General features: G+C 73.0%; 18 protein-coding genes. 9 read left to right on the top strand and 9 right to left on the bottom strand.

Annotation, left to right across the window (positions count from 1 at the left end):
• Positions 1–3: 3 nt before the first annotated feature.
• Positions 4–2,499, bottom strand: coding sequence for a tetratricopeptide repeat protein (locus IE274_RS06655; RefSeq protein WP_190114617.1), 2,496 nt, complete (start codon positions 2,497–2,499; stop codon positions 4–6).
• A 44-nt stretch (positions 2,500–2,543) separates the two neighbouring features.
• Positions 2,544–5,819: a tetratricopeptide repeat protein gene (locus tag IE274_RS06650; RefSeq protein WP_190114616.1), complete on the bottom strand. Its 3,276-nt coding sequence runs from the start codon at positions 5,817–5,819 to the stop codon at positions 2,544–2,546.
• 170 nt (positions 5,820–5,989) lie between these two features.
• Between IE274_RS06650 and IE274_RS06645 the strand changes: the two genes are divergently transcribed.
• On the top strand, positions 5,990–8,017 hold the full coding sequence (locus IE274_RS06645) for a thioredoxin domain-containing protein (RefSeq protein WP_190114615.1): 2,028 nt from the start codon (positions 5,990–5,992) through the stop codon (positions 8,015–8,017).
• 12 nt (positions 8,018–8,029) lie between these two features.
• Here IE274_RS06645 and IE274_RS06640 read toward each other — a convergent pair whose 3' ends face one another.
• Together IE274_RS06640 and trhA are read right to left on the bottom strand one after the other, a co-directional pair.
• Complete coding sequence (locus tag IE274_RS06640; RefSeq protein ID WP_190114614.1) at positions 8,030–8,794, bottom strand: Mut7-C RNAse domain-containing protein; 765 nt, start codon at positions 8,792–8,794, stop codon at positions 8,030–8,032.
• A 26-nt stretch (positions 8,795–8,820) separates the two neighbouring features.
• Positions 8,821–9,543 carry a PAQR family membrane homeostasis protein TrhA gene (gene trhA / locus IE274_RS06635; RefSeq protein WP_190114613.1) on the bottom strand — a complete coding sequence of 241 codons (723 nt, stop codon included), beginning with the start codon at positions 9,541–9,543 and terminating at the stop codon, positions 8,821–8,823.
• 380 nt (positions 9,544–9,923) lie between these two features.
• Between trhA and IE274_RS06630 the strand changes: the two genes are divergently transcribed.
• Positions 9,924–11,786 carry a phosphoenolpyruvate carboxykinase (GTP) gene (locus IE274_RS06630; RefSeq protein WP_190114612.1) on the top strand — a complete coding sequence of 621 codons (1,863 nt, stop codon included), beginning with the start codon at positions 9,924–9,926 and terminating at the stop codon, positions 11,784–11,786.
• A gap of 67 nt (positions 11,787–11,853) precedes the next feature.
• On the opposite strand, the gene IE274_RS06625 is transcribed toward IE274_RS06630, so the two are convergent.
• Together IE274_RS06625 and IE274_RS06620 are read right to left on the bottom strand one after the other, a co-directional pair.
• Entirely contained in the window at positions 11,854–12,264 is a 411-nt protein-coding gene (locus IE274_RS06625) for an SCO4983 family protein (protein WP_190114611.1), read from the bottom strand.
• A gap of 81 nt (positions 12,265–12,345) precedes the next feature.
• Entirely contained in the window at positions 12,346–13,557 is a 1,212-nt protein-coding gene (locus IE274_RS06620) for a pyridoxal phosphate-dependent aminotransferase (protein WP_190114610.1), read from the bottom strand.
• 183 nt (positions 13,558–13,740) lie between these two features.
• Here IE274_RS06620 and IE274_RS06615 point away from each other — a divergent pair, with 183 nt between their 5' ends.
• Positions 13,741–14,634, top strand: a complete 894-nt coding sequence (locus tag IE274_RS06615) for a S1 family peptidase (RefSeq protein ID WP_190114609.1) — start codon at positions 13,741–13,743, stop codon at positions 14,632–14,634.
• 12 nt (positions 14,635–14,646) lie between these two features.
• Here the strand turns inward: IE274_RS06615 and IE274_RS06610 are convergent, their stop codons facing one another.
• Entirely contained in the window at positions 14,647–16,269 is a 1,623-nt protein-coding gene (locus IE274_RS06610; RefSeq protein ID WP_190114608.1) for an N-acyl-D-amino-acid deacylase family protein, read from the bottom strand.
• A gap of 216 nt (positions 16,270–16,485) precedes the next feature.
• Complete coding sequence (locus tag IE274_RS06605; RefSeq protein ID WP_190114607.1) at positions 16,486–17,811, bottom strand: alanine racemase; 1,326 nt, start codon at positions 17,809–17,811, stop codon at positions 16,486–16,488.
• Between the two features lie 178 nt (positions 17,812–17,989).
• On the opposite strand from IE274_RS06605, the gene IE274_RS06600 reads away from it, so the two are divergent.
• The 4 genes from IE274_RS06600 to IE274_RS06585 all read left to right on the top strand — a co-directional run bounded on the left by IE274_RS06600 (position 17,990) and on the right by IE274_RS06585 (position 22,031).
• The gene (locus tag IE274_RS06600) at positions 17,990–19,078 is read left to right on the top strand and encodes a sugar kinase (RefSeq protein ID WP_190114606.1); all 1,089 of its coding nucleotides are present in this window, start codon (positions 17,990–17,992) and stop codon (positions 19,076–19,078) included.
• Complete coding sequence (locus tag IE274_RS06595) at positions 19,075–19,827, top strand: IclR family transcriptional regulator (RefSeq protein WP_190114605.1); 753 nt, start codon at positions 19,075–19,077, stop codon at positions 19,825–19,827. Before IE274_RS06600 ends, IE274_RS06595 begins: the two co-directional genes overlap by 4 nt.
• Before the next feature lie 78 nt (positions 19,828–19,905).
• Positions 19,906–20,316 (top strand): RidA family protein, encoded by a 411-nt coding sequence (locus IE274_RS06590; protein ID WP_190114604.1) that lies wholly within the window; start codon positions 19,906–19,908, stop codon positions 20,314–20,316.
• A 215-nt stretch (positions 20,317–20,531) separates the two neighbouring features.
• Positions 20,532–22,031 carry a GntP family permease gene (locus IE274_RS06585; protein WP_190114603.1) on the top strand — a complete coding sequence of 500 codons (1,500 nt, stop codon included), beginning with the start codon at positions 20,532–20,534 and terminating at the stop codon, positions 22,029–22,031.
• Positions 22,032–22,126: 95 nt separating this feature from the next.
• Here IE274_RS06585 and IE274_RS06580 read toward each other — a convergent pair whose 3' ends face one another.
• Positions 22,127–22,750: a hypothetical protein gene (locus IE274_RS06580; protein ID WP_190114782.1), complete on the bottom strand. Its 624-nt coding sequence runs from the start codon at positions 22,748–22,750 to the stop codon at positions 22,127–22,129.
• A 297-nt stretch (positions 22,751–23,047) separates the two neighbouring features.
• Here IE274_RS06580 and IE274_RS06575 point away from each other — a divergent pair, with 297 nt between their 5' ends.
• Positions 23,048–23,686, top strand: coding sequence for a hypothetical protein (locus IE274_RS06575; RefSeq protein WP_190114602.1), 639 nt, complete (start codon positions 23,048–23,050; stop codon positions 23,684–23,686).
• A gap of 165 nt (positions 23,687–23,851) precedes the next feature.
• Positions 23,852–25,108, top strand: coding sequence for a macro domain-containing protein (locus tag IE274_RS06570; RefSeq protein WP_229909276.1), 1,257 nt, complete (start codon positions 23,852–23,854; stop codon positions 25,106–25,108).
• Positions 25,109–25,141: the final 33 nt, after the last annotated feature.

The following is a 25,141-nucleotide window of genomic DNA, read 5'->3' as shown; positions in this document are numbered from 1 at the left end:
GTCCTAGGCCCTCCGCAGTGCTTCGGGCGACAGGGCGTCCCGCGGGCCGCCCTCGCCGTCGGTGACGTCGATGAACGTCTCGACCTGTTGCAGGACGGTGGCCGTCGCGGAGTCCTCCACGGTGAACAGCAGCCGGTGGCGGCCCGCCCGGCGCGGTGTGAACAGGAACTCGGCGCCGTCCTGGTCCCGGGGCGAGGGCCTGATGGTCACCGCGTGCACGGGCTCGACGTCGGCGGCGGTGAGGGGCGTGGCCCGGGCGGTCAGCCACGGGAGGTCGGGAGCCGGGGCCGACCAGGGGTGCTCGGGGCCCGGTTCGACGCGCAGGGCGATGCGGGACGCGGTACCGGCGGTGGACTCGTCGTCGAGGAGGGTGAGGCGGATGTGGGAGAGGGTGGTGGGGAAGGCGGCCTGGTGGGTGCGGGCGCCCGGCTCGGGGACGAGGTGGCGGGCGGTCAGGGGGATGTGCTCCGGGCGGCGGCTCAGGTCGAAGGCACTGGCGCGCAGCGCCATGGCCCACCCCCGGCCGAAGGAGTCACCGATGGCCTCGAACCGGCGCTCGGCGTCCCGGTACAGCCCCACCTCGGCCTTGGCCAGCGAACTCGCCCCCTCCCGCCGCCACAGCCGCGCCAGCTCCAGGGTGTTCCAGGCCTGGCCGTGCGGGCAGCCGGACCGTTGGAAGAGGCTCATCGCCGACTGGAGCTGCGCCTCCGCCTTCGGTGAGGTCGTGCGGCCTGCGAACGGCAGGAGCGCGCGACAGTGCTGTGCCCAGGCGTGGCCCAGTTGGTCGGGGACGTCGCGCAGCTCGCGTTCCGCCGTGCGGGCCAGGGGCGTGGCCCCCTCCGGGTCGCCACAAGCCTCGTGGGCCAGCGCGAGATACAGATACGTCCACCCCTTCCCGCGTACGTCGCCGTTCGACAGGTGCAGCCCGAGCGCCTTGTGCAGCTGGTGGCGGGCCTCCGCGTGGCTCCCGAACAGCACGTGGTTCCGGCCGAGTTCGGTCTCCGTCCAGGCCTGGCCCTGGCGGTCGCCGAGCTCCATGAACAGGTGCCGGGCGGCCTCCAGGCGCTTCTGCGCCTCCTCCAGGTCGCCGCGCACCATCCGCAGCCGCCCGTAGTGGTGCATGGCCCAGGCCTCGCCGCGCGCGTCCCCCCGCACCTGGTGGGCTTCCACGGCGCTGCGCAACATCCGTTCGGTGCCGCGGAGTTCTCCGGTGTCGCACTGGACGGCGGCGCGGGTGTGCAGCACCCAGCCGTCCGGCGGTACGGCGTCGGGGAGGGCGTCGAGCGTGGCCGCGGCCTCGCGCAGCTGGCCCGTGTGGTGCTGGGCGATCGCCTTGTGGACGGCGGCGCGCACGGAGCCGTGCGCGGCCAGGGCTGTCAGGGCCTCCAGGGCGGGCAGGGGGCTGCCGGTCTCCCTGGCCGAGACGGCCGCCGTGAGCTTCAGCGGTTCCCAGCCGCCGGTCGCGTGCCAGTGGGCCTGCTTCAGCCGCAGCAGCCGGAACAGGCCCTGACGTCCCACCAGTTGGGGTTCGAGCCGGTCGAGCAAGGCGGCGGCGGTTCCCTCGGCCCCGGCGCGGGCGAGGCGCGCCACGAGGTCGACGTACGCGTCCGCGCCTTCGCGCGGGTCGGCGGTGCCGTCGAGTACCGCCCTGGCGAGGTCGAGGTCCAGGCGCGGGGAGGCTTCCGTGCGCAGGGCCGGGGGCAGCCGGTACCACTCGTGCCGCGTGGCCTGGAGCAGCCCGCTCGCGTACAGGTCCCGCAGCGCCCGCCGGACCTGTTCGACGGGCTGCGGCTCGGCCTGCGGCGTCTCCAGAACGGCCGCCACCGACGTGTTGACCTCGTCGCCCGCCCAGCGCGCGAGCACCTTCAGCAGCCGCGTGGCCCGCGTGCGGAGCCCGTGGTGACGGGGGGCGTCCCCGGCGTCGGTGCCGTCCGCCACCTCGTAGGCGGCCAGCGGCGCCTCGGGCACCTCGTGCGCGACCTCGGAGACGGCCAGGACCCGGGAGTCCGTGCCCTCGACGAGCCAGTGGGCCAGGCGCAGGAGTTCCACTCCGGGCGCTCCGGCGGGCAGCCCGTCGAGCACCACCAGACAGCGCCCTTGCAGCAGCACGTCACGGCACGGCCAGGCCAGCGCCTCGTCCAGCCCGTCGGGCTCGGCCGGCACCAGGTCGTACAGGGACTGCGGGGGGCGGCCGTCGAGCAGCTGTTCAAGGAGGGTCAGCAGGACGTGGTCGGGCGTGGCGTCGGCGGCGCCGAGCGGCACCCAGCAGGTGGTGAACCGCGCCGCCTCCGCCGCCGTGTCCCGGGCCAGGTGGGCCAGCCGGACCGCCAGCGGGTACGTCCCGGCGCCCGGCGTCCCGTACAGCTCCAGGATCGCGGGGCCCTCGTCGTCGGGCCCGGGCCGGAGGAACGCACGCAGCGCGGGCGGCAGCTCCGCCACCTCGCGAGGCCCGTCGTACGGCGACAGATCGTCCGGCAGCCACCCCTCCACGTACCCCACCCCCCGGCCCTTGGGTCAGTCAACTCCCCACTATGGCGGCCCCGTTAATGCGTCGTCACCGAAACCCCCATGATCTCCCGGGCGTGCCGGTCCGGCGTCATCCCCAGCCGCCACGCCTGCCACCCCGCGTCCAGCTCGGCCCCCCGCTCCAGGAGCAGCAGATACGCCTCGACGTACTGATCGAGCTTCCCGTCCCGCAACGGATGGACCGCGCGGGCGAGTTGGACCAGTTCCTCCTGGGCGACCGCCGTGCCGATCTCCCAGCCGCCGGGGGAGGCGTAGGGCAGGAGCGTGGCGCGCAGGAAGTGCGCCCAGTCCTCGCCGCGCCGGTCGCCGTAGGAGGCGAAGAGGGCGATGGCCTCGTCGCAGAGGGAGAGCGCGGCCTGCGTACGGGCGTTCCCCGCGTCGACGACGGCGAGTTCCAGGCACGTCCAGGCCTCGCCGTGGGCGACGCCGATGCGCTGGAAGTCGGCGCGGGCGTCCATGAGGAGCTGGCGGGCGAAGCCGGAGTTGCGCAGCGAGCCGGTCTGCGCGGCGCGCTGGTCGCGGGTGACGCGGGCCGAGTGGTGGCGGGCGCAGGCGAGGCCGTAGACGTCGCGCATGCGGGAGAACATGGTGCGGGCCCGCTCCAGGTCGCGGACGGCCTGTTCGAGGTTGCCGGTCTCCTCCAGGGCCTGGCCGAGGTAGTACAGGGACCAGGCCTCGCCGCGGGCGTCCTCGTTGTCGCGGTGCCGGGAGACCGCCTGGCGCAGGCCGTCGACGGCGGGCGCCGGGTCGCCCGCGACGAGCCGGGCGCGGGAGAGCTGGGTGAGGGCCCACGCCTCACCGCGGGAGTCGCGCGTGCTGCCGTACAGGTCGAGGGCGCGCCCCAACTCCTTCTCGGCGCGCGGCACGTCGCCCCGGCGCAGGCACACCTGGCCGAGCTGGAAGTGCGCCCAGGCCTCGCCGTGCACGGACTCGCTCTCGCGGTGCAGGACCAGGGCGGTGCGCAGCATCTCCTCGGCCTCGCCGAGGCGGGAGCGGTCGCGTTCGACGGCGGCGAGGGCGTGCAGGGTCCAGGCGCGGTCGCCCGCGAGCCCCTCGGACACCTGCAGGTCGAGGGCCTCGCGCAGGCGGGCCGCGGCCTCGGACAGGTTGCCCTGGTGGTGCAGGGTGATGCCGAGCGAGCCGAGCGCGCGGGCCGCGGCCGCGTCCTGGTGGGCCTCGAAGTACAGGTCGACGACGGACGACAGGGTGGAGCGGGCCTGGTCGAGGTCGCCGATCTGGCGGGCCGCTATGCCGGTGCGCCACTGCACGCTGCGCTCCATCCGGCCCCGCCCCGCCGGGCCCCCGGCGGGCGCCGCGCCCTGCTCCAGCTTCTCCAGGGACTGCGCGAACTCGCTGATCTCGCCGAGGCGGTAGAGGTCGCCGCGCAGCAGGCAGTAGTCGCACAGGGCGCCGAGGAGATTGAGGACGGCCTGCGGGTCGACGCCCTCGGCGTGCCGCAGCGCCGCCGTGATGAAGCTCGACTCGTCGTCGAGCCAGCGCAGCGCGGAGTCCAGGGACGTGAAGCCGTGCTGGCCGAAATGATCGGCGCGGGTGGAGGTCTTGCCGTCGACGAGGCGGATCACGGAGTCGGCGAGCTCGCCGTAGCTGACGATGAGACGTTCCTGCGCGGCGGTGCGCTCACCGGGCTCCTCCTCGTCGGCGAGACGGGCCTGGGCGAAGGAGCGCACCAGGTCGTGCAGTCGGTAGCGGTCGCCGCGGACGTGGTCGACGAGGCCCGCCCGGGACAGCGCGGTGAGCTGGCGGCCCCCCTCGGCCTCGTCGGTGGCGAGCAGCGCGGCGGCCGCGGCCGTGCCGAGCGAGGCCCGCCCGGCGAGCGCCAGCCGTCGCAGCAGCCGCCGCGCGGGCTCGGCCTGGTCGGCGTAGCGCAGCGACAGGGCCCGCTCGACGGGGGCGACAGCGGTCTGCGGCCCGTACGCGGACAGGTCGGTGACCAGCTCCAACGGGGTGCGCGGACCGAGCGACGAACCGGCGGCGCGGAGCGCGAGCGGCAGCCCGCCGCAGAGGTCCCGCACGGTCTCCAGGGACGCGGCGTCGTAGGGGCCGGTCAGCTCCTCCGCCGCGGTGCGCAGCAACTGCTCGGCGCCCGCCGCGTCCAGCTCCGCCACCGGCAGGTGGTGCACCCACGCGGGCAGGTCCTCGGGCAGGTCGAGCGGTTTGCGGGCGGTGACGAGGACGAGGCTGTCGGAGCGCTCGGGGATGAGGGTGCGCACCTGGTCCGGGTCGCAGGCGTCGTCGAGGACGACGACCACCTCAAGGCCCGTCAGATGCTGGTGGTAGACCTCGCTGAGCCGTCTGACCTGCTGTTCCTGCGTGGACCGTGCGCGAAACAGGAGCTGTTCGCGGGGTGCGCCGAGGCGGTTGAGGAGGTGCAGGAGGGCGTCGCGGGTCGACAGGGGCGGGGTGTCGGGGCTCTCGCCGCGCAGGTCCACCAGGCAGGCGCCGCGGAACTGGTCCTGCACGTCGTGCGCCGCGCGTACGGCCAGCGAGGAGCGGCCCGCGCCGGGCGCGCCGTGCAGCACGACCACGGTCGGCTTGGTCTGGGTGCTGGCGCGCGCCGCGTGCACCCACTGCGCGATCCGGCCCAGCTCGGCCCGCCGCCCGGCGAACGTGCCGTCGGGCTGCGGGAGTTGGGCGAAGGACTGTTCGAGGACGGTACGCCGCCGGGCCGCCGCGCTCTTGTCGGTGCGGCGCAGCTGCGGCGCCGCCTTCTTCTGCCCGCCGGATCCGCCGGAAACCCCGCCGCCGCTCGCGGCGTTGAGGACCCGCTGCTGGTCGAGGAACGGCCGGATCCCGCGCACTTCGAGCGCCGTCAGCCACTGCAGCCGCAGCTGCTCGGGCCCGCCCGGCTGGCTCACCGCGCCCGCGTGCCGCTGCGCCGCCGGGACGTGCGACGCCGTCACCTTCACCACGGTCGCGGCGGCACCCGCCACCGCGACGGCCGCGCCCGCGCCGAGCGCCGTGCCCCCGCCCGTGCCGAGTGCGAGGTCGGCGGTCGTGGCGGCGATGGCGGCGACGGCCACGACGAGCAGGGGGGTGCCCGCGCCCTCCTTCGCGTACCGCTGAGCGAACGTCAGCTGGCCCGCCGCGGCCTCGTCCAGGGCCCGCGTGTACGCCTCGTACTCCTCCGCCGCCGTCTGCGCCATGGCGTCCAGCGCGCCGCGCGCCCGCGACAGCAGCACCCCGCCGTCCGTGCGCCCGCCGGTGCGCCGGACCTCCTCCTCGACCGCCCGTGCCAACAGCCGCTCGGCTTCGGCCCGATGGCTGTCCCGCATGTGGTCCCCCTCCGAGAGCGGCACGTGCCGTCGACACGTGTCCGTGCGTGTGCCCCATGTAGGGGTACGTCTGCCCCGTACCTCTACATGTACGTGTCAGTGTCCTGCGTACGTGGCGTCGGCGCGAGGGAGTCGGCGGATCAGGGGGCGGTGTGCGCGAGGATGGGTCCATGCCGAACCGACTGGCCCATGAGACGTCCCCCTACCTCCTCCAGCACGCCGCCAACCCCGTCGACTGGTGGCCCTGGTCGGCCGAAGCGTTCGCCGCCGCCCGGGAGCGCGGGGTGCCGGTGCTCCTTTCCGTCGGGTATTCGAGCTGCCACTGGTGTCATGTGATGGCGCACGAATCGTTCGAGGACGAGGCGACGGCCGCCCTCATGAACGAGCACTTCGTGAACATCAAGGTCGACCGCGAGGAGCGCCCCGACGTCGACGCCGTCTACATGGAGGCCGTGCAGGCCGCGACCGGGCAGGGCGGCTGGCCCATGACGGTCTTCCTCACCGCCGACGCCGAACCGTTCTACTTCGGCACCTACTTCCCGCCGGAGCCCCGGCACGGCATGCCGTCCTTCCCGCAGGTCCTCGACGGGGTGCACCGGGCCTGGACGGACCGGCGCGACGAGGTCGGCGAGGTCGCCGGGAAGATCACCCAAGACCTGTCAGAGCGTCAACTGGCCGTCGGCGACGGCGCCCGCCCCGGCGAGGAGGTGCTGGCCCAGGCGCTGCTCGGCCTGACCCGGGACTACGACGCGACGCACGGCGGCTTCGGCGGCGCCCCCAAGTTCCCGCCGTCCATGGTCGTCGAGTTCCTGCTGCGCAGCCACGCCCGCACCGGCTCCGAGGGCGCCCTGCAGATGGCCGCCGACACCTGCGAGCAGATGGCCCGCGGCGGCATCTACGACCAGCTCGGCGGCGGCTTCGCCCGCTACTCCGTCGACCGTGAGTGGGTCGTGCCGCACTTCGAGAAGATGCTGTACGACAACGCGCTGCTGTGCCGCGCGTACGCCCACCTGTGGCGGACCACCGGATCGGACCTGGCTCGCCGCGTGGCCCTGGAGACGGCCGACTTCATGGTGCGGGAACTGCGCACCAACGAGGGCGGGTTCGCCTCCGCCCTGGACGCCGACAGCGAGGACGCCACGGGCAGGCTCGTCGAGGGCGCGTACTACGTCTGGACGCCCGCGCAGCTCCGCGAGGTCCTGGGCGAGGCCGACGGCGACCTCGCCGCCGCGTACTTCGGCGTGACCGAGGAGGGCACCTTCGAAGAGGGCGCCTCCGTGCTGCAGCTCCCGCGCGGGGAGGACGGCGCGGTCGTCGACGCCGACCGGATCGCCGCCGTCCGCGAACGCCTCCTCGCCGCCCGCGCCGAGCGGCCCGCGCCCGCCCGTGACGACAAGGTGGTCGCCGCCTGGAACGGCCTCGCGATCGCCGCGCTCGCCGAGACGGGCGCCCTCTTCGACCGCCCCGACCTGGTCGCGGCGGCCGTCGCCGCGGGCGACCTGCTCGTCCGCCTCCACCTCGACGACCGGGCGCGCCTCGCCCGCACCTCCAAGGACGGGCACGTCGGCGCCAACGCCGGGGTCCTGGAGGACTACGCCGACGTGGCCGAGGGCTTCCTCGCGCTCGCCTCCGTGACCGGCGAGGGCGTGTGGCTGGAGTTCGCCGGGTTCCTGCTCGACCACGTCCTCGCCCAGTTCGTCGACGCGGAGTCCGGCGCGCTGTACGACACGGCGGCGGACGGCGAGCGGCTCATCCGGCGCCCGCAGGACCCCACGGACAACGCGGCGCCCTCGGGGTGGACCGCGGCGGCGGGCGCGCTCCTGTCGTACGCGGCGCAGACCGGGGCGACGCCCCACCGGGAGGCGGCCGAGCGGGCCCTCGGCGTCGTCACCGCCCTCGCCCCGCGCGCGCCGCGGTTCATCGGGCACGGGCTCGCCGTCGCCGAGGCCGCCCTCGACGGGCCGCGGGAGGTGGCCGTCGCCGGTGAGGTCGGCGGCGCGCTGCACCGGGTGGCGCTGCTCGCGACCGCGCCCGGGGCCGTCGTCGCCGCCGGGGCGCCGGACGGCGAACTGCCGTTGCTCGCGGGCCGTTCCCTGGTGGACGGCAAGGAGACGGCGTACGTGTGCCGGGGCTTCGTCTGCGACCGCCCGACGACTCGGGCGGCGGAGCTGGCGGCGGCGCTGGGGGCGTCCCGCTAGGGCGCGGCCGGGTCAGCCCGGGGGCAGCGCGACCGTTCCCTCCGACGCGGCGACGGCCTGCCGGACGATGGACTGCAGGCGCTCGTGGTGGGCGCCCCGCCAGTACACGCGGGCGCAGTCACCGCACTCCGCGAACACGTCGTACGTCCCCCGGGTCCCGCCCTCAAGCCGCTCCGCCACGTCCTCCTTGGTGGCGGGCCGCAGCCCCCCGTTGCAGGCCGTGCAGCGCGTCCACGGCCGCAGTGGCGGCGCGAACCGCTCCAGGATGTCGCTGAGCTGGTCCTCGGGCCGGTCGCTGTAGACGTACGCGCCCGCCCACAGCTCACGGCGGCGCAGCAGCCCCCGGTCCCGGCTGAGCAGGACCCGGCGCTCGGCGGCGGAGCGGGCGGCGAGGGCGGGGTCGCCGATGTCCGTGCTCTCGTACGCGGCGTCGACGCCGAGCAGCCGCAGGCGCCGGGCGAGCGTGCCCAGGTGGACGTCCAGGAGGAAGCGCAGGGGTTCCTCGGGCGGCTGCTCGTCGGGCCGCACCCGCTGCGGCCGCGGCACGCACCGCACCTCGACGCGCTGCCCGTCCGCGGGCACGTGCCCCACCGGCACCTCGTGCCCGTCCACGACCAGCGCGCCGACCTCGGTGAGGGGGACGCCGAGCGACTCCACGACGTGCCCCAGCGAGGACGCCCCGTCGGTGACGGCGGTGGTGGTGCGTCCGCGCCGCTCGTGCGGGACGAACAGGGCGAGGTCGGGGGCGAAGTCGATGAGGATCTCCGGACCGTTCATCCGGTCAGGATATGGCCCGCGTCACCTCAGGCGTGCTGGTACGCCACCATCGAGATGCCCACGTAGTGCACGGCGAACGCGGCCAGCGTGAACGAGTGGAAGACCTCGTGGAAGCCGAACCAACGGGGGGAGGGGTTGGGGCGCTTGAAGCCGTAGACCACCCCGCCGACGCTGTAGAGCAGGCCGCCGACGATCACCAGGACCAGGACGGCGATGCCGCCGGTGCGGAGGAAGTCGGGGAGGAAGAAGACCGCCGCCCAGCCCATGGCCAGGTAGCAGGGGGTGTAGAGCCAGCGCGGGGCGCCGACCCAGAACACCCGGAACACTATGCCCGCCGCGGCCGCCGCCCAGATGCCCCACATCAGCCACTGGCCCTTGGCGTCGGGCAGGAGCAGCAGGGTCAGCGGCGTGTACGTGCCCGCGATGATCAGGAAGATGTTGGCGTGGTCGAGCCTGCGCAGGACGCCGTCCGCGCGGGGGCTCCAGTCGCCGCGGTGGTAGAGCGCGCTGACGCCGAACAGCAGGCAGGCCGTGAGGGCGTAGATCCCGCAGGCTATGCGGCCGCGCGTGGAGTCGGCGAGTGCGGTCAGGAAGAGGCCGGAGACCAGCACCGCGGGGAACATCCCGGCGTGCAGCCAGCCGCGCAGCTTGGGCTTCACCGGACGGTCGGGCGCGGACGTGTCGGCCGCGGCCGGGTCGGCGTCGCCGGCGGGGGAGTTCACGAGCGCGTCGGGGACGGGTGAAGTCATGGGCGGCATCGTACCTACGGAACCGTAAGTTAGGTATCAAAAGTGACGCATCAAGAGGGTACTAGTGGCGGGACTCACGGTCACGGGGGGCGGGGGTGCCCTGCTGGGGGAGCTGGGAGAGGCGGGAGGGGCCGGGGGAGCGGGGCGGGGTGGGGAGGGGCGGGCAGAGTCTGGGAGGGGCGGGGAGAAGCGGGGCGGCCGGGAGTGGCAATGCTCACGCCGCTCAGTTGTGAGGCACTCTGGACAGATGCGCATATGCGTCGGATGATCAAATGAGTGCGGTCGGCACCGGATGAGCGCCAGGAAGATCGAAGCAGTGAAGCATCCGGGTCGCAGCCCCCACGGGGCCCCAACCACAAAACCCTCGTATAGGAGCAATCGTGGCGCGCGATATCGCGGCTCCCCTGTCAGTGACGTCCGTGGGCACCGTCCCCACCGACCACCAGGCACTCGTGTCCTGGGTGAACGAGATCGCCGAACTGACCCAGCCGGACAGCGTGGTCTGGTGTGACGGCTCCGAGGCCGAGTACGAGCGCCTGTGCGAGGAGCTCGTGGCCAAGGGCACCTTCAAGAAGCTGGACCCGATCAAGCGGCCCAACTCCTACTACGCGGCCTCCGACCCGACCGACGTCGCGCGCGTCGAGGACCGCACCTTCATCTGCTCCGAGAAAGAGGCGGACGCCGGGCCCACCAACCACTGGAAGGCCCCCGCGGAGATGCGGGAGATCTTCTCCGGCGCGGGCGGCGAGGGCGGCGTCTTCCGGGGCTCCATGCGCGGTCGCACGATGTACGTCGTGCCGTTCTGCATGGGCCCGCTCGGCTCGCCGCTGTCCGCGATCGGCGTCGAGATCACCGACTCCGCGTACGTCGCCGTCTCCATGCGCACCATGACCCGCATGGGGCAGCCGGTCCTGGACGAGCTGGGCTCCGACGGCTTCTTCGTGAAGGCCGTGCACACCCTCGGCGCCCCGCTGGAGTCCGGCCAGGCGGACGTGCCGTGGCCCTGCAACTCCACGAAGTACATCTCGCACTTCCCGGAGTCCCGCGAGATCTGGTCGTACGGCTCCGGCTACGGCGGCAACGCGCTGCTCGGCAAGAAGTGCTACGCCCTGCGCATCGCGTCCGTCATGGCGCGCGACGAGGGTTGGCTCGCCGAGCACATGCTGATCCTGAAGCTCACGCCGCCCACCGGTGAGTCCAAGTACGTCGCCGCCGCGTTCCCGTCGGCCTGCGGCAAGACCAACCTCGCCATGCTGGAGCCCACGATCTCCGGCTGGACCGTCGAGACCATCGGCGACGACATCGCCTGGATGCGGTTCGGCGCGGACGGCCGCCTGTACGCGATCAACCCCGAGGCCGGTTTCTTCGGCGTCGCGCCCGGCACCGGCGAGCACACCAACGCCAACGCCATGAAGACGCTGTGGGGCAACTCCGTCTTCACCAACGTCGCGCTGACGGACGACGGTGACGTCTGGTGGGAGGGCATGACGGAGGAGACTCCGAAGCACCTCACCGACTGGAAGGGCAACGACTGGACGCCGGACTCAGGCGTCCCGGCCGCGCACCCCAATGCCCGCTTCACCACCCCGGCCGCGCAGTGCCCGATCATCGCGCCCGAGTGGGAGGACCCCAAGGGCGTGCCGATCTCGGCGATCCTCTTCGGCGGCCGCCGCGCGAGCGCCGTACCGCTGGTGACCGAGTCCTTCGACTGGAACCACGGTGTCTTCCTCGGTGCGAACGTCGCCTCCGAGAAGACCGCCGCCGCCGAGGGCAAGGTCGGCGAGCTGCGCCGCGACCCGTTCGCCATGCTGCCGTTCTGCGGCTACAACATGGGCGACTACATGGCCCACTGGGTCAAGGTCGGTGCCACTGCGACAGCTAAGGGGGACCAGGCGAAGCTGCCCAAGATCTACTACGTCAACTGGTTCCGGAAGAACGCGGACGGCAAGTTCGTCTGGCCCGGCTTCGGCGAGAACTCCCGTGTCCTGAAGTGGATCGTGGACCGCCTCGACGGCAGGGCCGAGGGCGTCGAGACCCCCATCGGCATCCTGCCGACGGCCGACTCGCTGGACACGAACGGCCTCGAACTCCCCGCCGCCGACCTGGAGTTCCTGCTCACGGTCGACAAGGAGGTCTGGCGCGAGGAGGCCGCGCTGGTGCCCGAGCACCTCAACACCTTCGGGGACCACACCCCCAAGGAGCTGTGGGACGAGTACCGCGAGCTGGTCGCCCGCCTCGGCTGAGCGGGAGCGAGGCCGAGCCTCATGACACCCGGGCCGCGCGCCGCTGAGGCGCGCGGCCCGGGGTCGTTCAGGCGGCGCCCACGAGGTGGGCGGCGGCCGCGTGCGCGTCCATGCGCTCGGCGGCCAGGATCGCCGCGGCCGTGTCGGCGCGGGACGCGGCCACGACCAGGGCCCGGCCCGCGAGGGCGTGGGCGCGCTGGTGCAGGCCGGACACATGCGGCTCGTGGATGGCGGCGACCACCCCCGCGCGGACGGGCGGCAGCCCGCCCCGCAGCCGCGTCACCTGGGACGCGAGCTGCTCCGCGGCGGCATCGAGCCCCGCCGACGGGGTGAGCCCGCGCAGTTCGTCCGTGACCGCGAGCAGCGCGGCGAGGTGTCCGGCGAGCTGGATGTCCAGCTCCTCCTCGCGGGTGCGGTGCGGGAAGTCGCCCGGGTCGGCCATGGCATGGACCGACTTGGTGCGGATCGGCTCGTACATGAGATGGCCTCCAAGCGGGTTACTTGAAAGCCATCCTAGCTTAGATTCTGTCTAAAGTTGACTGGATCCTGGAAAGCGGGGCTACGGCTGGCCGTAGCCGTCCAGGAAGGTCCCGATCCGGGTCACCGCGTCGGCCAGGTCCGGCGCCGTCGGCAGCGTCACCACGCGGAAGTGGTCGGGCTCGGGCCAGTTGAAGCCGGTGCCGTGGACGACCATGATCTTCTCGGCGCGGAGCAGGTCGAGGACGAGCTGCCGGTCGTCCTTGACCTTGAAGACCTTCGGGTCGAGCCGCGGGAAGAGGTAGAGGGACCCCTTCGGCTTCACGCAGGTCACGCCGGGGATCTGGGTCAGCAGCTCGTACGCGGTGTCGCGCTGTTCGAGCAGCCGCCCGCCCGGCAGCACGAGATCGTCGATGGTCTGCCGCCCGCCGAGCGCGGCGACCACGCCGTGCTGGCCCGGCATGTTCGCGCACAGGCGCATGTTCGCCAGGATCGTCAGGCCCTCGATGTACGAGGCGGCGTGGGCCTTCGGCCCGGAGACCGACATCCACCCGACGCGGTACCCGGCCACGCGGTACGCCTTCGACATGCCGTTGAAGGTCAGCGTCAGCAGATCCGGGGCGACCGCGGCGGTCGGCGTGTGCGTCGCGCCGTCGTACAGGATCTTGTCGTAGATCTCGTCCGAGCAGACCAGGAGGTTGTGGCGGCGCGCGATGTCGGTGAGGGCGCGCACCATCGCCTCGTCGTAGACCGCGCCGGTCGGGTTGTTCGGGTTGATGATCACGATCGCCTTGGTGCGGTCGGTGATCTTGCGCTCGATGTCGGCGAGGTCCGGCATCCAGTCCGCCTGCTCGTCGCAGCGGTAGTGCACGGCGGTGCCGCCGGAGAGGCAGACCGCGGCGGTCCACAGGGGGTAGTCGGGCGCCGGGACGAGGACCTCGTCGCCGTCGTCGAGCAGGCCCTGCATGGCCATCACGATCAGCTCGGAGACGCCGTTGCCGATGAAGACGTGCTCGACGTCGGTCTCGATGCCGAGGGTCTGGTTGTGCATCACGACGGCGCGCCGCGCCGCGAGCAGGCCCTTCGCGTCGCCGTACCCGTGCGCGTCGCCGACGTTGCGGAGGATGTCCTCCAGGATCTCCGGCGGGCACTCGAAGCCGAAGGCCGCGGGGTTGCCGGTGTTGAGCTTGAGGATGCGGTGGCCCGCGGCCTCCAGCCGCATCGCCTCCTCGAGCACCGGGCCGCGGATCTCGTAACAGACGTTGGCGAGCTTGGTCGACTGGATCACCTGCATGTCGCCGAGCGTACTCGGGCGGGGGCGCCTTGTGCGGGAGAGCTCGGTCACCTGTGCCGTCCGCCCCTGCGGGGCTTGTTTCTTGGCCGTACGCGGTCTTGTCCCGGCGCCGGGACACCCCAACAATGCGCATGACAAAACCGAAGGACCTTCGGTCACACAGTCATCAGAGGGGACCCCCACATGAACAAGCCTCTCGTCGGAGCCGCACTCACCGCCGTACTCCTCGGCGTGGCGAGCGTGCCCGCGGCGGCCGTCAGCAATGACGCGCCGTCGCCCGACAAGCGGACGGCGACGGTGCCCGTCGCCACGGCGCAGCCCGCGGCCGCCAAGGCCAAGGCGAAGGCCGTGAGCTTCGCCGGCACCGTGGCGCTCAGCAACTGTTCCGGCTCCGTCGTCCGCGTACCGTCCTCGCAGCCCACCGACCCCGCGCTCGTGATGTCCAACGGCCACTGCCTGGAGACCGGATTCCCGGGCCCCGGCCAGGTCATCGTCGACCGCGCGTCGTCCCGCAGCTTCACGCTCCTGAACGCCAGTGGCGGGAACGCGGGGACCGTGCGGGCCAGCAAGATCGCGTACGGCACCATGACCGACACGGACGTCTCGCTGTACCAGCTCACCAGCACGTACAAGGACATCGAGAGCCGGTACGGCATCAAGGCGCTGGAACTGGACTCCGCGCGTCCGACGCAGGGCAAGGCCATCACGGTCGTGTCCGGCTACTGGAAGCGGATGTACAAGTGCAACGTCGACGGCTTCGCGTACCGGCTCAAGGAGGGCCAGTGGACCTGGAAGGACTCGGTCCGCTACACCTCCGCGTGCCAGACGATCGGCGGTACGTCGGGCTCGCCGGTGGTCGACGACGCGACCGGCAAGGTCGTCGCCGTCAACAACACCGGCAATGAGAACGGCGAGCGCTGCACGGACAACAACCCGTGCGAGGTCGACGAGAACGGCAAGGTCACCGTCCGCCAGGGCATCAACTACGGCCAGCAGAGCTACACCATCGTCCCCTGCGTCGGGGCCGGTAACAAGATCGACCTGAACCGCCCGGGCTGCACGCTGCCCAAGCCCTGACCCTCTCGGGGATCAGGTTTCGGTCCGGCGCACGGCACGTCCCGCGAGGACGTCCGTGCGCCGGCCGTCCTCGATCACGAACTTCCCGTCGATGAGGACGTGCGGGATGCCCACGGGCAGTGTGCGCGGCGCCTCGAACGTCGAGCCCGCCGCGACCGTGTCCGGGTCGAAGAGGACGAGGTCGGCGCGGTAGCCCTTGCGCACCAGGCCCCGGTCGGGCAGCCGGAGCCGCGCCGCCGGGCGTGACGTGAGGTGCGCGACGCACTCCTCCAGGGGCAGCACCCCCAACTCCCGTACGTACTTGCCCAGATACTGCGGGAACGTGCCGTACGCCCGCGGGTGCGGCTTGAAGCCCTGCAGGATGCCGTCGCTGCCGCCAGTGTGCACCGGGTGGCGCATGATCGCCCGGACGTTCTCCTCGTGGCCCACGTGCTGGAGGATCGTCGAGCCCAGGCGGTCGTTGATCAGCAGCCGCCGGGCCGTGACCCACGGCTCCTCGCCGCGCATGTCGGCCGACTGCTTGATCGTCTTGCCCACGCAGGAGGCGAGGCCCGGGTCGGAGACGCCGGAGATCTCGATGGTGTCCCACTCGATGGGCACGCCGTGACAGCCGTCCGCGCCGATGACCTCCATGTGGTGCCGGATCCGCGCGGCCGTCCCGTCGTCCCGCAGCCGGGCGAGGATCGCGTCGGGGCCGCCCTCGCCGGCCCAGCTCGGCAGCATCGCCACGAGGGTCGTGCAGCCGGGGGTGTAGGGGTACGTGTCCAGGGTGATGTCGGCCCCGGCGGCCAGCGCGTCGTCCAGGAGCGCGAGCAGGTCCGGCGCCCGGCCCTTGTTCACGCCGAAGTTCATCGTGGCGTGCGCCAGGTGCAGCGGGCAGTCCGCGGACCGCGTCAGCTCCACCATCTCCGCGTATGCCTCCAGGGCGCCCGCGCCGTAACTGCGGTGGTGCGGGCAGTAGTAGCCGCCGTGCGCCGCCACCACCCGGCACAGCTCCGTCAGCTCGGCGTCCTTCGCGTACATGCCCGGCGTGTACGTAAGGCCCGACGACATGCCGACCGCGCCCTCCCGCAGGCCCTGCGCCACCAGGTCCTTCATCCGGTCCAGCTCCGCCGCTGTCGCCTCGCGGTCGTCCCAGCCCACCGCGTACATCCGGACCGTGCCCTGCGGGATCAGGTACGCCGCGTTCACCGCGATGCCCGCGCCGCCGTGCGCCCGGTCCAGGCGGTCCAGGTACTCGCCGACCGTGCGCCAGTCGAAGTCGACGGACGTGTCCCCGGGCGCACCGCCGTTCCAGCCCGTGATGGCCTGGCGGACCTGGGCGAGGGTGCGGTCGTCCACCGGGGCGTAGGACAGGCCGTCCTGGCCGATGACCTCCAGGGTGACGCCCTGGGCCGCCTTCGCGCTGTGGTCGGGGTCGCGGAGCAGGGCGAGGTCGCTGTGGGCGTGCATGTCGATGAAGCCGGGGCTCAGGGCGAGGCCGTCGGCCTCGACGGTCCGCGCGCCCGTCGGGCGGGGGCCCTCGCCCTCTCTGCGGATCTCGGCGATGCGGCCGGCCGCTATGCCTACGTCGGCTGTGTACGAGGCGTCGCCGGTGCCGTCGATGAGGCGGGCTCCGCGGATGACCAGGTCCATGGTGGGGTGCCTTTCTGGTGCGGGTGGGACGGTCCGCCCCCGATCGGCCTGCGGCCTCGTCCTCAATCGCCGGACAGGCTCAATGTGCCGGGCTGTTGGTCAGCAGGTGCAAGGTTGGGCGGGTGGGTGGGAGAGAGCCTGTCCGGCGATTGAGGACGAGGCGCGGAGCGCCGATTCGGGGGTGCCCCGGCCCGCCCGCACGGGATGCCGCCGCGGTCAGAAGTAGGTGCGGATGTAGTCCGTGACCGTTCCGTCCGCCTCGACGAGGGGGATCAGCTGCCACTTGTCGAAGGACGTGCAGGGGTGGGAGAGCCCGAGCCCGACCCAGTCCCCGACCTGCACGGCGCCCGCGGCGGTCCGCAGCCACCCGTGCTGGTCGGAGAGCCCGGTCAGCGTGACCCCCGCGGCGTCCTCCTCCGTCCCGTCGGCACGCCGGACGACCTGCGCGGCGGGCAGATCGAGGTCGTACGCCGCGTCCCGCTTGCCGGCGTTGACGAAGGCCTGCTCCGGCGTCGGCCGGGACACGACCTGCGCCCACAGCCGGAAGGCGGGGTGGAGGGCGCCTTCCTCGGGCACGCGGTTGAAGGGGGTGAGGTGCTTGTAGTGACCGTCGTCGTGGGAGACGTACGCCCCGGAGCGAAGGAGCTTGAGGACGGGCAGGGAGAGCGCGGGGAGGGAGGCGAACTCGTCGGCCACCGCGTCGAACCACGCCGACCCCCCGGCGCTGACGACGATCTCGTCCAGACCGTGCCCACCGGCGCCGTCCGGACCCTTGAACCGCCCCGCCACATCGAACTCCTCGGCCAGCGCCACCAACCGCCGCAGCCACGCGTGCACCCGCTCGGGCGTGGCGTCCGGCACCTCGCCCTCGTACCCGGCGACCCCGACGAGCCGCAGCGTCCGGGTGGCGGCGACGGCGTCGGCGACGTCCGCGCAGTCGGCCTCGGTGCGGGCGCCGGTGCGGGCCCCGTCGCCGGCGGCGAGTTCGACGACGACGTCGACGGGGCGGCGGGCGCCCGCGGCGCGCAGGGCGGCGTCCATGAGCGCGACGCCGGGCACCGAGTCGACGTAGCAGATGAAGCGGAAGCCGGGGTCGGAGTCGAGCTCTCCGGCGAGCCAGCGCAGCGCGGCCGCGTCGACGAGTTCGTTGGCGAGGAAGATCCGGCCGATGCCGAACTCGCGGGCCACCCGCACCTGGTGGGGGACGGCGAGGGTGATGCCCCAGGCGCCGTGGTCGAGTTGGCGCTGGAAGAGCTGGGGGGCCATGGACGTCTTGCCGTGCGGTGCGAAGGCGAGGGAGTGGCGGGTGGCGTACTCCTCCATGAGCGCGAGGTTGTGTTCGAGGCGCTCGGCGGAGAGGGCGAGGACGGGGGTGGTGAAGCCGCCGGTGAAGAGGTTGCGGCGCTCGGCGGCCAGCTCGCCGACGGTCAGCCCGTCGGCGTCCGGCGGCAACGCCTTGAAGCGGTGGTCGACGCGCTCCTCGGCGAGGCGCGCGAGGGCGTGCGCGCGGCGGTCGGCGGGGGCGGGCTTGTCGGCGGCCATGGGGCGCCTCCTCGGCTCTTCGGGCTCTTCAGTGTGGCTCCGCAACACCCTCCCGCGAGGGCGTTGCACAATATGCAACGTTCATTGCGTATGTCGCTTACTGCTGTCTAACATCCGAGCCAACGCCGGGTCAACGGATCCGGCGGGCGAGTGAAGCGAGCGAGAGGCTGACACCGACGTGACCCGAGCAGGCGCCGCCGGAGACACGAACTCCCTGGACACCGACGTGGTGGCGGTGGGCGAGTCCATGGTGACGTTCCTGCCGTCGCGCCCGGGCCGCCTCGCCGACGTACCGTCGTTCGAGCGCGGCATCGGCGGCGCCGAGTCGAACGTCGCCTGCGCCCTGGCCGCCGCCGGCCACCGCACCCGCTGGGTCGGCCGGGTCGGCGCCGACGGCTTCGGCGACCACCTGGTGGAGGCCATCGGCCGGTACGGCGTCGACACCTCCGCCGTCGGCCGCGACCCGCACCGCCCCACCGGCATCTACTTCCGCACCGCCGACGACCGAGGCACCGACGCCCACGAGGTCGTCTACTACCGCGCGGGCTCCGCCGCCTCCGCGATGTCGCCCGCGACCATGCCGTACGACGCCCTCTGGTCGGGCCGCGTGCTCCATCTGTCCGGCATCACCGCCGCCCTCTCCGCCGACTGCCTCGCCCTCGTCCGCGACCTGTGCGACCGCAAGCCCGGCCGCCGCTCCCTGGTCTCCTTCGACGTCAACCACCGCCCCGGCCTGTGGCGCGCGCACGACGGCGCGGACGTGCTGCTCGACCTCGCCCGCGGCGCCGACCTCGTCTTCGTCGGCGAGGACGAGGCCGCCGCGGCCTGGGACGTCACCGGCGGCCCGGCCGCGATCCGCGCCGCGCTGCCCGAACCCGCCGTGCTCGTCGTCAAGCAGGGCGCACGCGGCGCGACCGTCTTCGCCACCGACCACGCCACGGGCTGCGACACCATCACCTTCGTCCCCGCCCTGCGCGTCGACGTCGTCGCACCCGTCGGCGCCGGGGACGCCTTCGCCGCCGGATTCCTCTCCGCGACCCTGCGCGGCCTGCCCGCCGAGCGCCGCCTGCGCCACGGCCACCTGATGGCCGCCGCCGCCCTCACCGTCCCCGGCGACCTCGCGACCCCGCCGTCCCGCGACCGCGCCGACGCGCTCGCCGCCCTCGACCCCGCCGCCTGGGAGACACTGCGTCTTCGCCCCGGCTGGACGGCGGCCGACCCGACCCGGGCCACCGCCGTGGCCGACGAGGAGGTACGTACGTCATGAGCCAGACCGTCGACCGCGCCCTGTCCATCCTGCCGCTGCTCGCCGAGGGCCCCGCCGACCTCGGCCAGGTCGCCGACCGCCTCGGCGTGCACAAGTCCACGGCCCTGCGCCTGCTGCGCACCCTGCACGAACACGGCCTGGTCTTCCGCCAGTCCGACCAGCGCTACCGCCTCGGCGCCCGGCTCTTCGCCCTCGCCCAGGAGGCCGTGGAGAACCTCGACGTCCGCGAGATCGCGCACCCCCACCTCCTCGCCCTGAACGAGAAGTGCGGCCATACCGTCCACCTCGCCGTGTACGAGGAGCAGGAGGTCCTCTACATCGACAAGGTGGAGAGCCGCTACCCGGTCCGGATGTACTCGCGCATCGGCAAGCCCGTCGCGCTCACCGTCGCCGCCGTCGCCAAGCTGCTCCTGTCCGACTTCCCCGAGGCCGAGCGCCGTGCCCTCGCGGAGAAGCTCGACTATCCCGCGTACACGTCCCGTTCCACCCCCAACGCCGCCGCCTTCCTCAAGGAGCTGGCGCAGGTCCGCGAACAGGGCTGGGCCACCGACCTCGGCGGCCACGAGGAGTCCATCAACTGCGTCGGCGCCCCCATCCGCGGCGCCGACGGCCGGGTCGTCGCCGCCATGTCGGTGTCCGCGCCGAACGTCGTCGTCACCGCCGAGGAACTCCTGCGGCTGCTGCCGCTGGTACGGCGTACGGCGGAGGCGATCAGCAGGGAGTACTCGGGCCACGCCCCGGAGAAGTAGTACTCGGCAGCACCGTCGGCACCCGTCGGCTGGCGGCGTCAAGCACCCCCGTAACACCCCTACGAAGAGAGCAAGTCCATGAGCGAGAAGACCGCCATCACCCCCGCCACCCACACCGCCCCGCCCGCGAAGTTCTCGCACGGCGTCAAGAAGGGCAACATCCTCCAGGTCGCAGGGCAGGTCGGCTTCCTGCCCGCCGAGGAGGGCAAGGCCCCCACCCCCGCGGGCCCGACCCTGCGCGAGCAGACCCTCCAGACGTTCGCCAACGTCAAGGCGATCCTCGAAGAGGGCGGCGCCACCTGGGACGACGTGATGATGATGCGCGTCTACCTCACGGACGTCGACCACTTCGCGGAGATGAACGCGATCTACAACCAGTACTTCGAGGAGCAGGGCCTCAAGGCCCCGGCGTCCGCCCGCACCACGGTCTACGTCGGCCTGCCCAAGGGCCTGCTCATCGAGATCGACGCGCTGGCCGTACTCGGCTGACCGCAGTCGCCTTCGGCGCCTGAGAGGGGGAGGCCGCACCCGGCCTCCCCGTCTCCCGCCGCACCCCCCACCCCACGCAAGCCGCACGTCGTCACGGCGCCGCGCCCCACTCCCCCAAGCTCTCGGCTTCGCTCGAGCAGGGGGGACCCCCATCCGGGGCGCCGCGCCGCGATCCCCCCTGCCCAAGAAAGCCCCATGCACTTACGAGGTCCACGATGTCCCCGTCCTCCCCCCTGTCCGCGACGCTCGCGGCCACCGCCCCCGCACAAGAGACCCCACCGCACACCGGTGGCCTGATGGTCCTGATCGACGGCACGGCAGGCCTGCTGACCGTCGCGGCCCTCGGCATCCTGCTGCTCCTCTTCCTGATCATCAAAGTCCGGCTCCAGCCGTTCGTGGCCCTCCTGGCCGTCTCCATAGCCGTCGGCCTGGCAGCGGGCCTCTCGGTCACCGAACTCTTCGGCACGGTCCAGAAGTCGGACGCGGTCTCCCTCATCGAGACCGGCATGGGCGGCATCCTCGGCCATGTCGCGATCATCATCGGCCTGGGCACGATGCTCGGCGCGATCCTGGAGGTCTCCGGCGGCGCCGAGGTGTTGTCCAGGCGCCTCCTCGACCTCTTCGGCGAGAAGCGCGCCCCCGTGGCCATGGGCCTGACCGGCCTCATCTTCGGCATCCCGGTCTTCTTCGACGTCGGCATCTTCGTCCTCGCGCCGATCGTCTACGCCGCCGCCAAGCGCAGCGGCAAGTCGATCCTGCTCTACTGCCTGCCGCTGCTCGCGGGCCTGTCCATGACCCACGCCTTCCTGCCCCCGCACCCCGGGCCCGTGGCCGCCGCGGGACTGCTGAACGTGGACCTCGGCTGGGTCATCCTCATGGGCGTCGTCTGCGGCGTCCCGGCCGTGCTCGCGGCCTGGGTCTTCGCCGCCTGGATCGGCAAGCGGATCTTCGTCCCCGTACCGCAGGACATGCTGGAGGCCTCCGAGGAGGCGAAGGCGGCCGTCGCCGAGGAGCAGCGCGCGCAGGGCCTGACCCCGACGGAGGAGCCGGTCGCGCTGAGCACCGTCTTCCTGATCATCGGCACGCCGCTGCTGCTCATCCTCCTGGCGACGTTCTCCTCCATTGCCTTCGACCCCTCCACCCTCCGCAGCGTGATCGAGTTCTTCGGCCACCCCTTCGTCGCCCTGACGATCGCGCTCCTGATGGCGTACTACCTGCTCGGCATCCGCCGCGGCTGGTCGCGCAAGTCCCTGGAGACGGTGTCCACGGCGTCCCTGAAGCCGGTCGGCAACATCCTTCTCGTCGTCGGTGCGGGCGGGGTCTTCGGCGCCGTGCTCAAGGGCAGCGGCGTCGCGGGCGCCCTCGCCGACACCTTCAACGACGTGGGCCTGCCGGTCATCGTCCTCGCGTACCTCATCTCCCTGGTCCTGCGGGTGGCCCAGGGTTCGGCGACGGTCGCGATCGTCACCACGGCGGGCATCGTCGCGCCGCTGCTCGCCGAGGGCGACTACTCCAACGCCTTCACCGCCCTGGTCATCATGGCCATCTCCGCGGGCTCGATCTTCGCCTCGCACGTCAACGACGGCGGCTTCTGGATCGTGGCGAAGTACTTCGGCATCTCCGAGCGCGACACCCTGAAGACCTGGACGGTCCTGGAGTCGGTGCTCTCGGTCGCGGGATTCGTGGTGGCGGCGGTGGTGAGCCTGTTCGTGTAGCCGTGACTCCGGTGTCCGGCGGTACGTGACCGGCTGTCCGGCGGTACCTGAAGGGGGATGCGCGGCGACCCGGTCGCGCATCCCCCTTCGCATGCTCAGTGCGGCTGCTTCTTGCTGACCGCGTGGGCCACGGTGTAGGCACCGACCATGGCCACGGCCAGGCCCGCGAGGGCGATGCCGGCGTCGAGGCGCTTCCACCAGAACTTGTGCGGAGCCATGGGCTCGTTGTCCAGCATCGTCTCCAGCAGGTCGGTGCCGCCGATGTCCAGCAGGGTGAACACATAGCCGTTGGCGACGCCGAGGTACGCGCCCAGCGCGGCCAGGACGGCGGCCCAGACGTGCGGTCCGGCGCCGCGGCCGCCCGTGCGGCCGGTCACCACGCCCACGACCACCGCGAGCACCGCGGCACAGGCCAGGTAGCTGGCCTGGAGCCCCACCCTGGAGAGGTCCTCGTGGCCGGCGAACAGAATGCCCGCGTAGGCAAGGCCGAGGCCTGTCGAGATGAGCAGGCCGAGGAAGAAGGCCCTGCCCGGCTGCGCGCCGCCGGGGGGCGGGAAGCCGGGGGCGTAGGGGTAGCCGTGCGGCATCGGCTGCTGGGGAGGGTAGGGGGCCATGTTCTGGCCCGGGCCCGGATAGCCGTATCCCGGTTGCTGTGGTGGCTGGCCGTACTGCGGTGGCTGGCCGTACTGCGGCGGCTGTGGCTGCCAGGACTGGCTCATGAGTCCCCCGATGGTGGATGTGTTCGCTGCACATGGGTGCGGGAGCGGTCAAGGTACCAAGGGGTCCGCGTGGCCATGGAGCCCGAGACGCGGGGCGGTGCCGTACGGCCGGCGAGTCCGCCGGGGTGAGCTACAGGATGGGCACGGGAGCGCAACGGGAGTGCTACGGGTGCGGCCTCCCACGGATTTCCGGGAGCGACCGGGTAACCTGCCCGGGGCTCTTCGCCTTTCAATCACTTGTTCGCACCGTCCGCTCTGTGCGAACTGTCGGAAATTCAGTACTCGGGGGATCAGTACATGCGTGTTCGACGCACCGTCGGCGCCGCCGCTCTCGCTCTCACCGCCGTCGCCGTGCTCTCCGGTTGCACCGACGACCCGGAGGACAAGGCCTTCGGCGGCGGCGACGCGCCCGCGCCACCGACCATGCCGACCATGCCGAATCCCTCGCTGTCGCCGAGGCCCAGCGGACTGCCCGACACCCCGGGCACGTCGTCGGGCGGCTCCAGCGAGTCCGGCGGGCTCAGCTCCGGCGGGTCCAGCGGCTCGGGCGGGCTCACTTCCGGCGGCAGCAGCGGCTCGGGCGGGCTCAGCTCCGGCGGCAGCAGCGGCCAGCCGACGTACGACCCGAACGCCATCGGCGAGGTGATCGGCCAGAACTGCAGCTACGAGCGCAGCACCGGGCGGATCAACTACGACGTCGACATCCAGAACTCCTCCACCGACCAGGCCTTCCGGTACTCCTTCTCGGTGGTGTTCAAGGTCGGCCAGTCCGCCAGCTCCGCGGTCGCGACCAGGACCATCGCCTACCGGAGCGACACGGCGACCGTTTCCTCGGGCGGCGACCGGACCGTCAAGATGCACGCGCCCTACAGCACCAACGACCGCCTCGTCTACTCGTGCCAGGTGACCTCGGCCCGCAAGTACCCGGCGACGTAGCAAGGGCGGTCGCGGGCGAACCGCCCCGCCTTCGCCCCGGATCCGCCCCCGAACCGCCCCGCCGCGCCCCGTCCCCGACCGGCCCCTCATGTGCAATGGAGAAGCAGGGGGGAGCCGGGTGGGCGGGGCTTGTGGTGGGTGTGGGGCGGTGCGATCCTTGCCGCCATGCCGGTCACTCCCCGTCCACCCGATCACGGATCGGTTCTCGCGGAGGTGAGGAGAGTGCGGCGTGCCGGACTCCTCAGGCTGCGCGAACTCGACGTACCCGAACTGGTCCGCGTCGGCCGCGAGTTACCCTCGGCGGCGGCGCAGCCGACGGACAGCGGGGCCGTGGAACGGCTGTTGCGGACCGCCGTCGCCGCGGTCGGCGGAGGCACGCTCCAGGAGGCCGCCGAGTTCACCCTCGGGCTCGCCCAGGGCACCCGGGACTGGCCCGCGTCCTCCCGCCGCAGGCGCGCCGCGCAGGTGTACGGGGTCAGCGTCGAACGCTTCCGCAAACACCACGAGCTGATGGTGCTCGGGCAGATAGCCGAGCGGATCGTCGACATCGCGGCGCGCGGCCCGCAGCCCGCGCCCCCGGTGGCGGAGGGGCAGCCACGGCGGCCCTTCGGCGAGGCACCTCTGGAGGGCGGCGGCCCGGCCCCCGGGCACGCGTCGACGGCCACCGCCATCCCCTCCCCGGGGCAGCGACCGACCCCCCTCGCCCTCCCGCCCGCCCACCGCACCGTCCCCGTCCGCCTCGCCCACCGCACCGTCCCCGTCACCGTGCACGTCCACTCGGTGGACCTCCTGCGGGACGTCGACGTCGTCCTCTCGCCGTCCAACACCTACTTCTCGCTGCCCGCCGCCTACAAGTCGTCCGTGGCGGCGACCCTGCGGCGGGCCGGGGCACGCAGGGACGCGTCGGGCGGACTCGTCGAGGACCGCGTCCACGACGAACTGGCGCGGTGGGCCGCCCGGCACGCGGCGCCGGGGCGGGAGGCCCTGCCCGGCACGGTCGCCGCCACCTCGGCGGGGGCGCTCGCCGAGCAGGGCATCCGGCGGATCTACCACGTGGCGGTGGCCGTGCCCCGGCCCGGTACCAACGACTACGACGTCCAGCCCGCCGACGTGACCCGCGGCGTCGCCCGCGCCCTCGCGCTCCTCGCGGCGGAGAACGCGCACGCCGAGCCGCCGCTCGCCTCCGTCTGCCTGCCCCTGCTCGGCGCGGGCCGCGGCGGCCTGTCGCCGCTGGAGAGCTTCTCGGCGCTGTGGGCGGCCGTGGAGGCGGAACTCGTCCGCGGCGCCGCGCTCGACGTGCACTTCGTGGTGAACAGGCACGCCCGCGCCGACCTCGTCGAGCGACTCCTCGCCGGACTCGGCGGCGGCCGGGGCGGACCGGGCGGCGACCGGGGCGGACCCGGCGGCGGGGGCACCCCGTGACCCCCGGGGCACCCCCGCCCCCAGGAACAGCGG

The organism is Streptomyces flavofungini (assembly GCF_014650815.1).
Classification (GTDB): Bacteria; Actinomycetota; Actinomycetes; order Streptomycetales; family Streptomycetaceae; genus Streptomyces; species Streptomyces flavofungini.
Note: the sequence above shows the minus strand (reverse complement) of the source record. Positions and strands in the feature narration are given on the sequence as shown.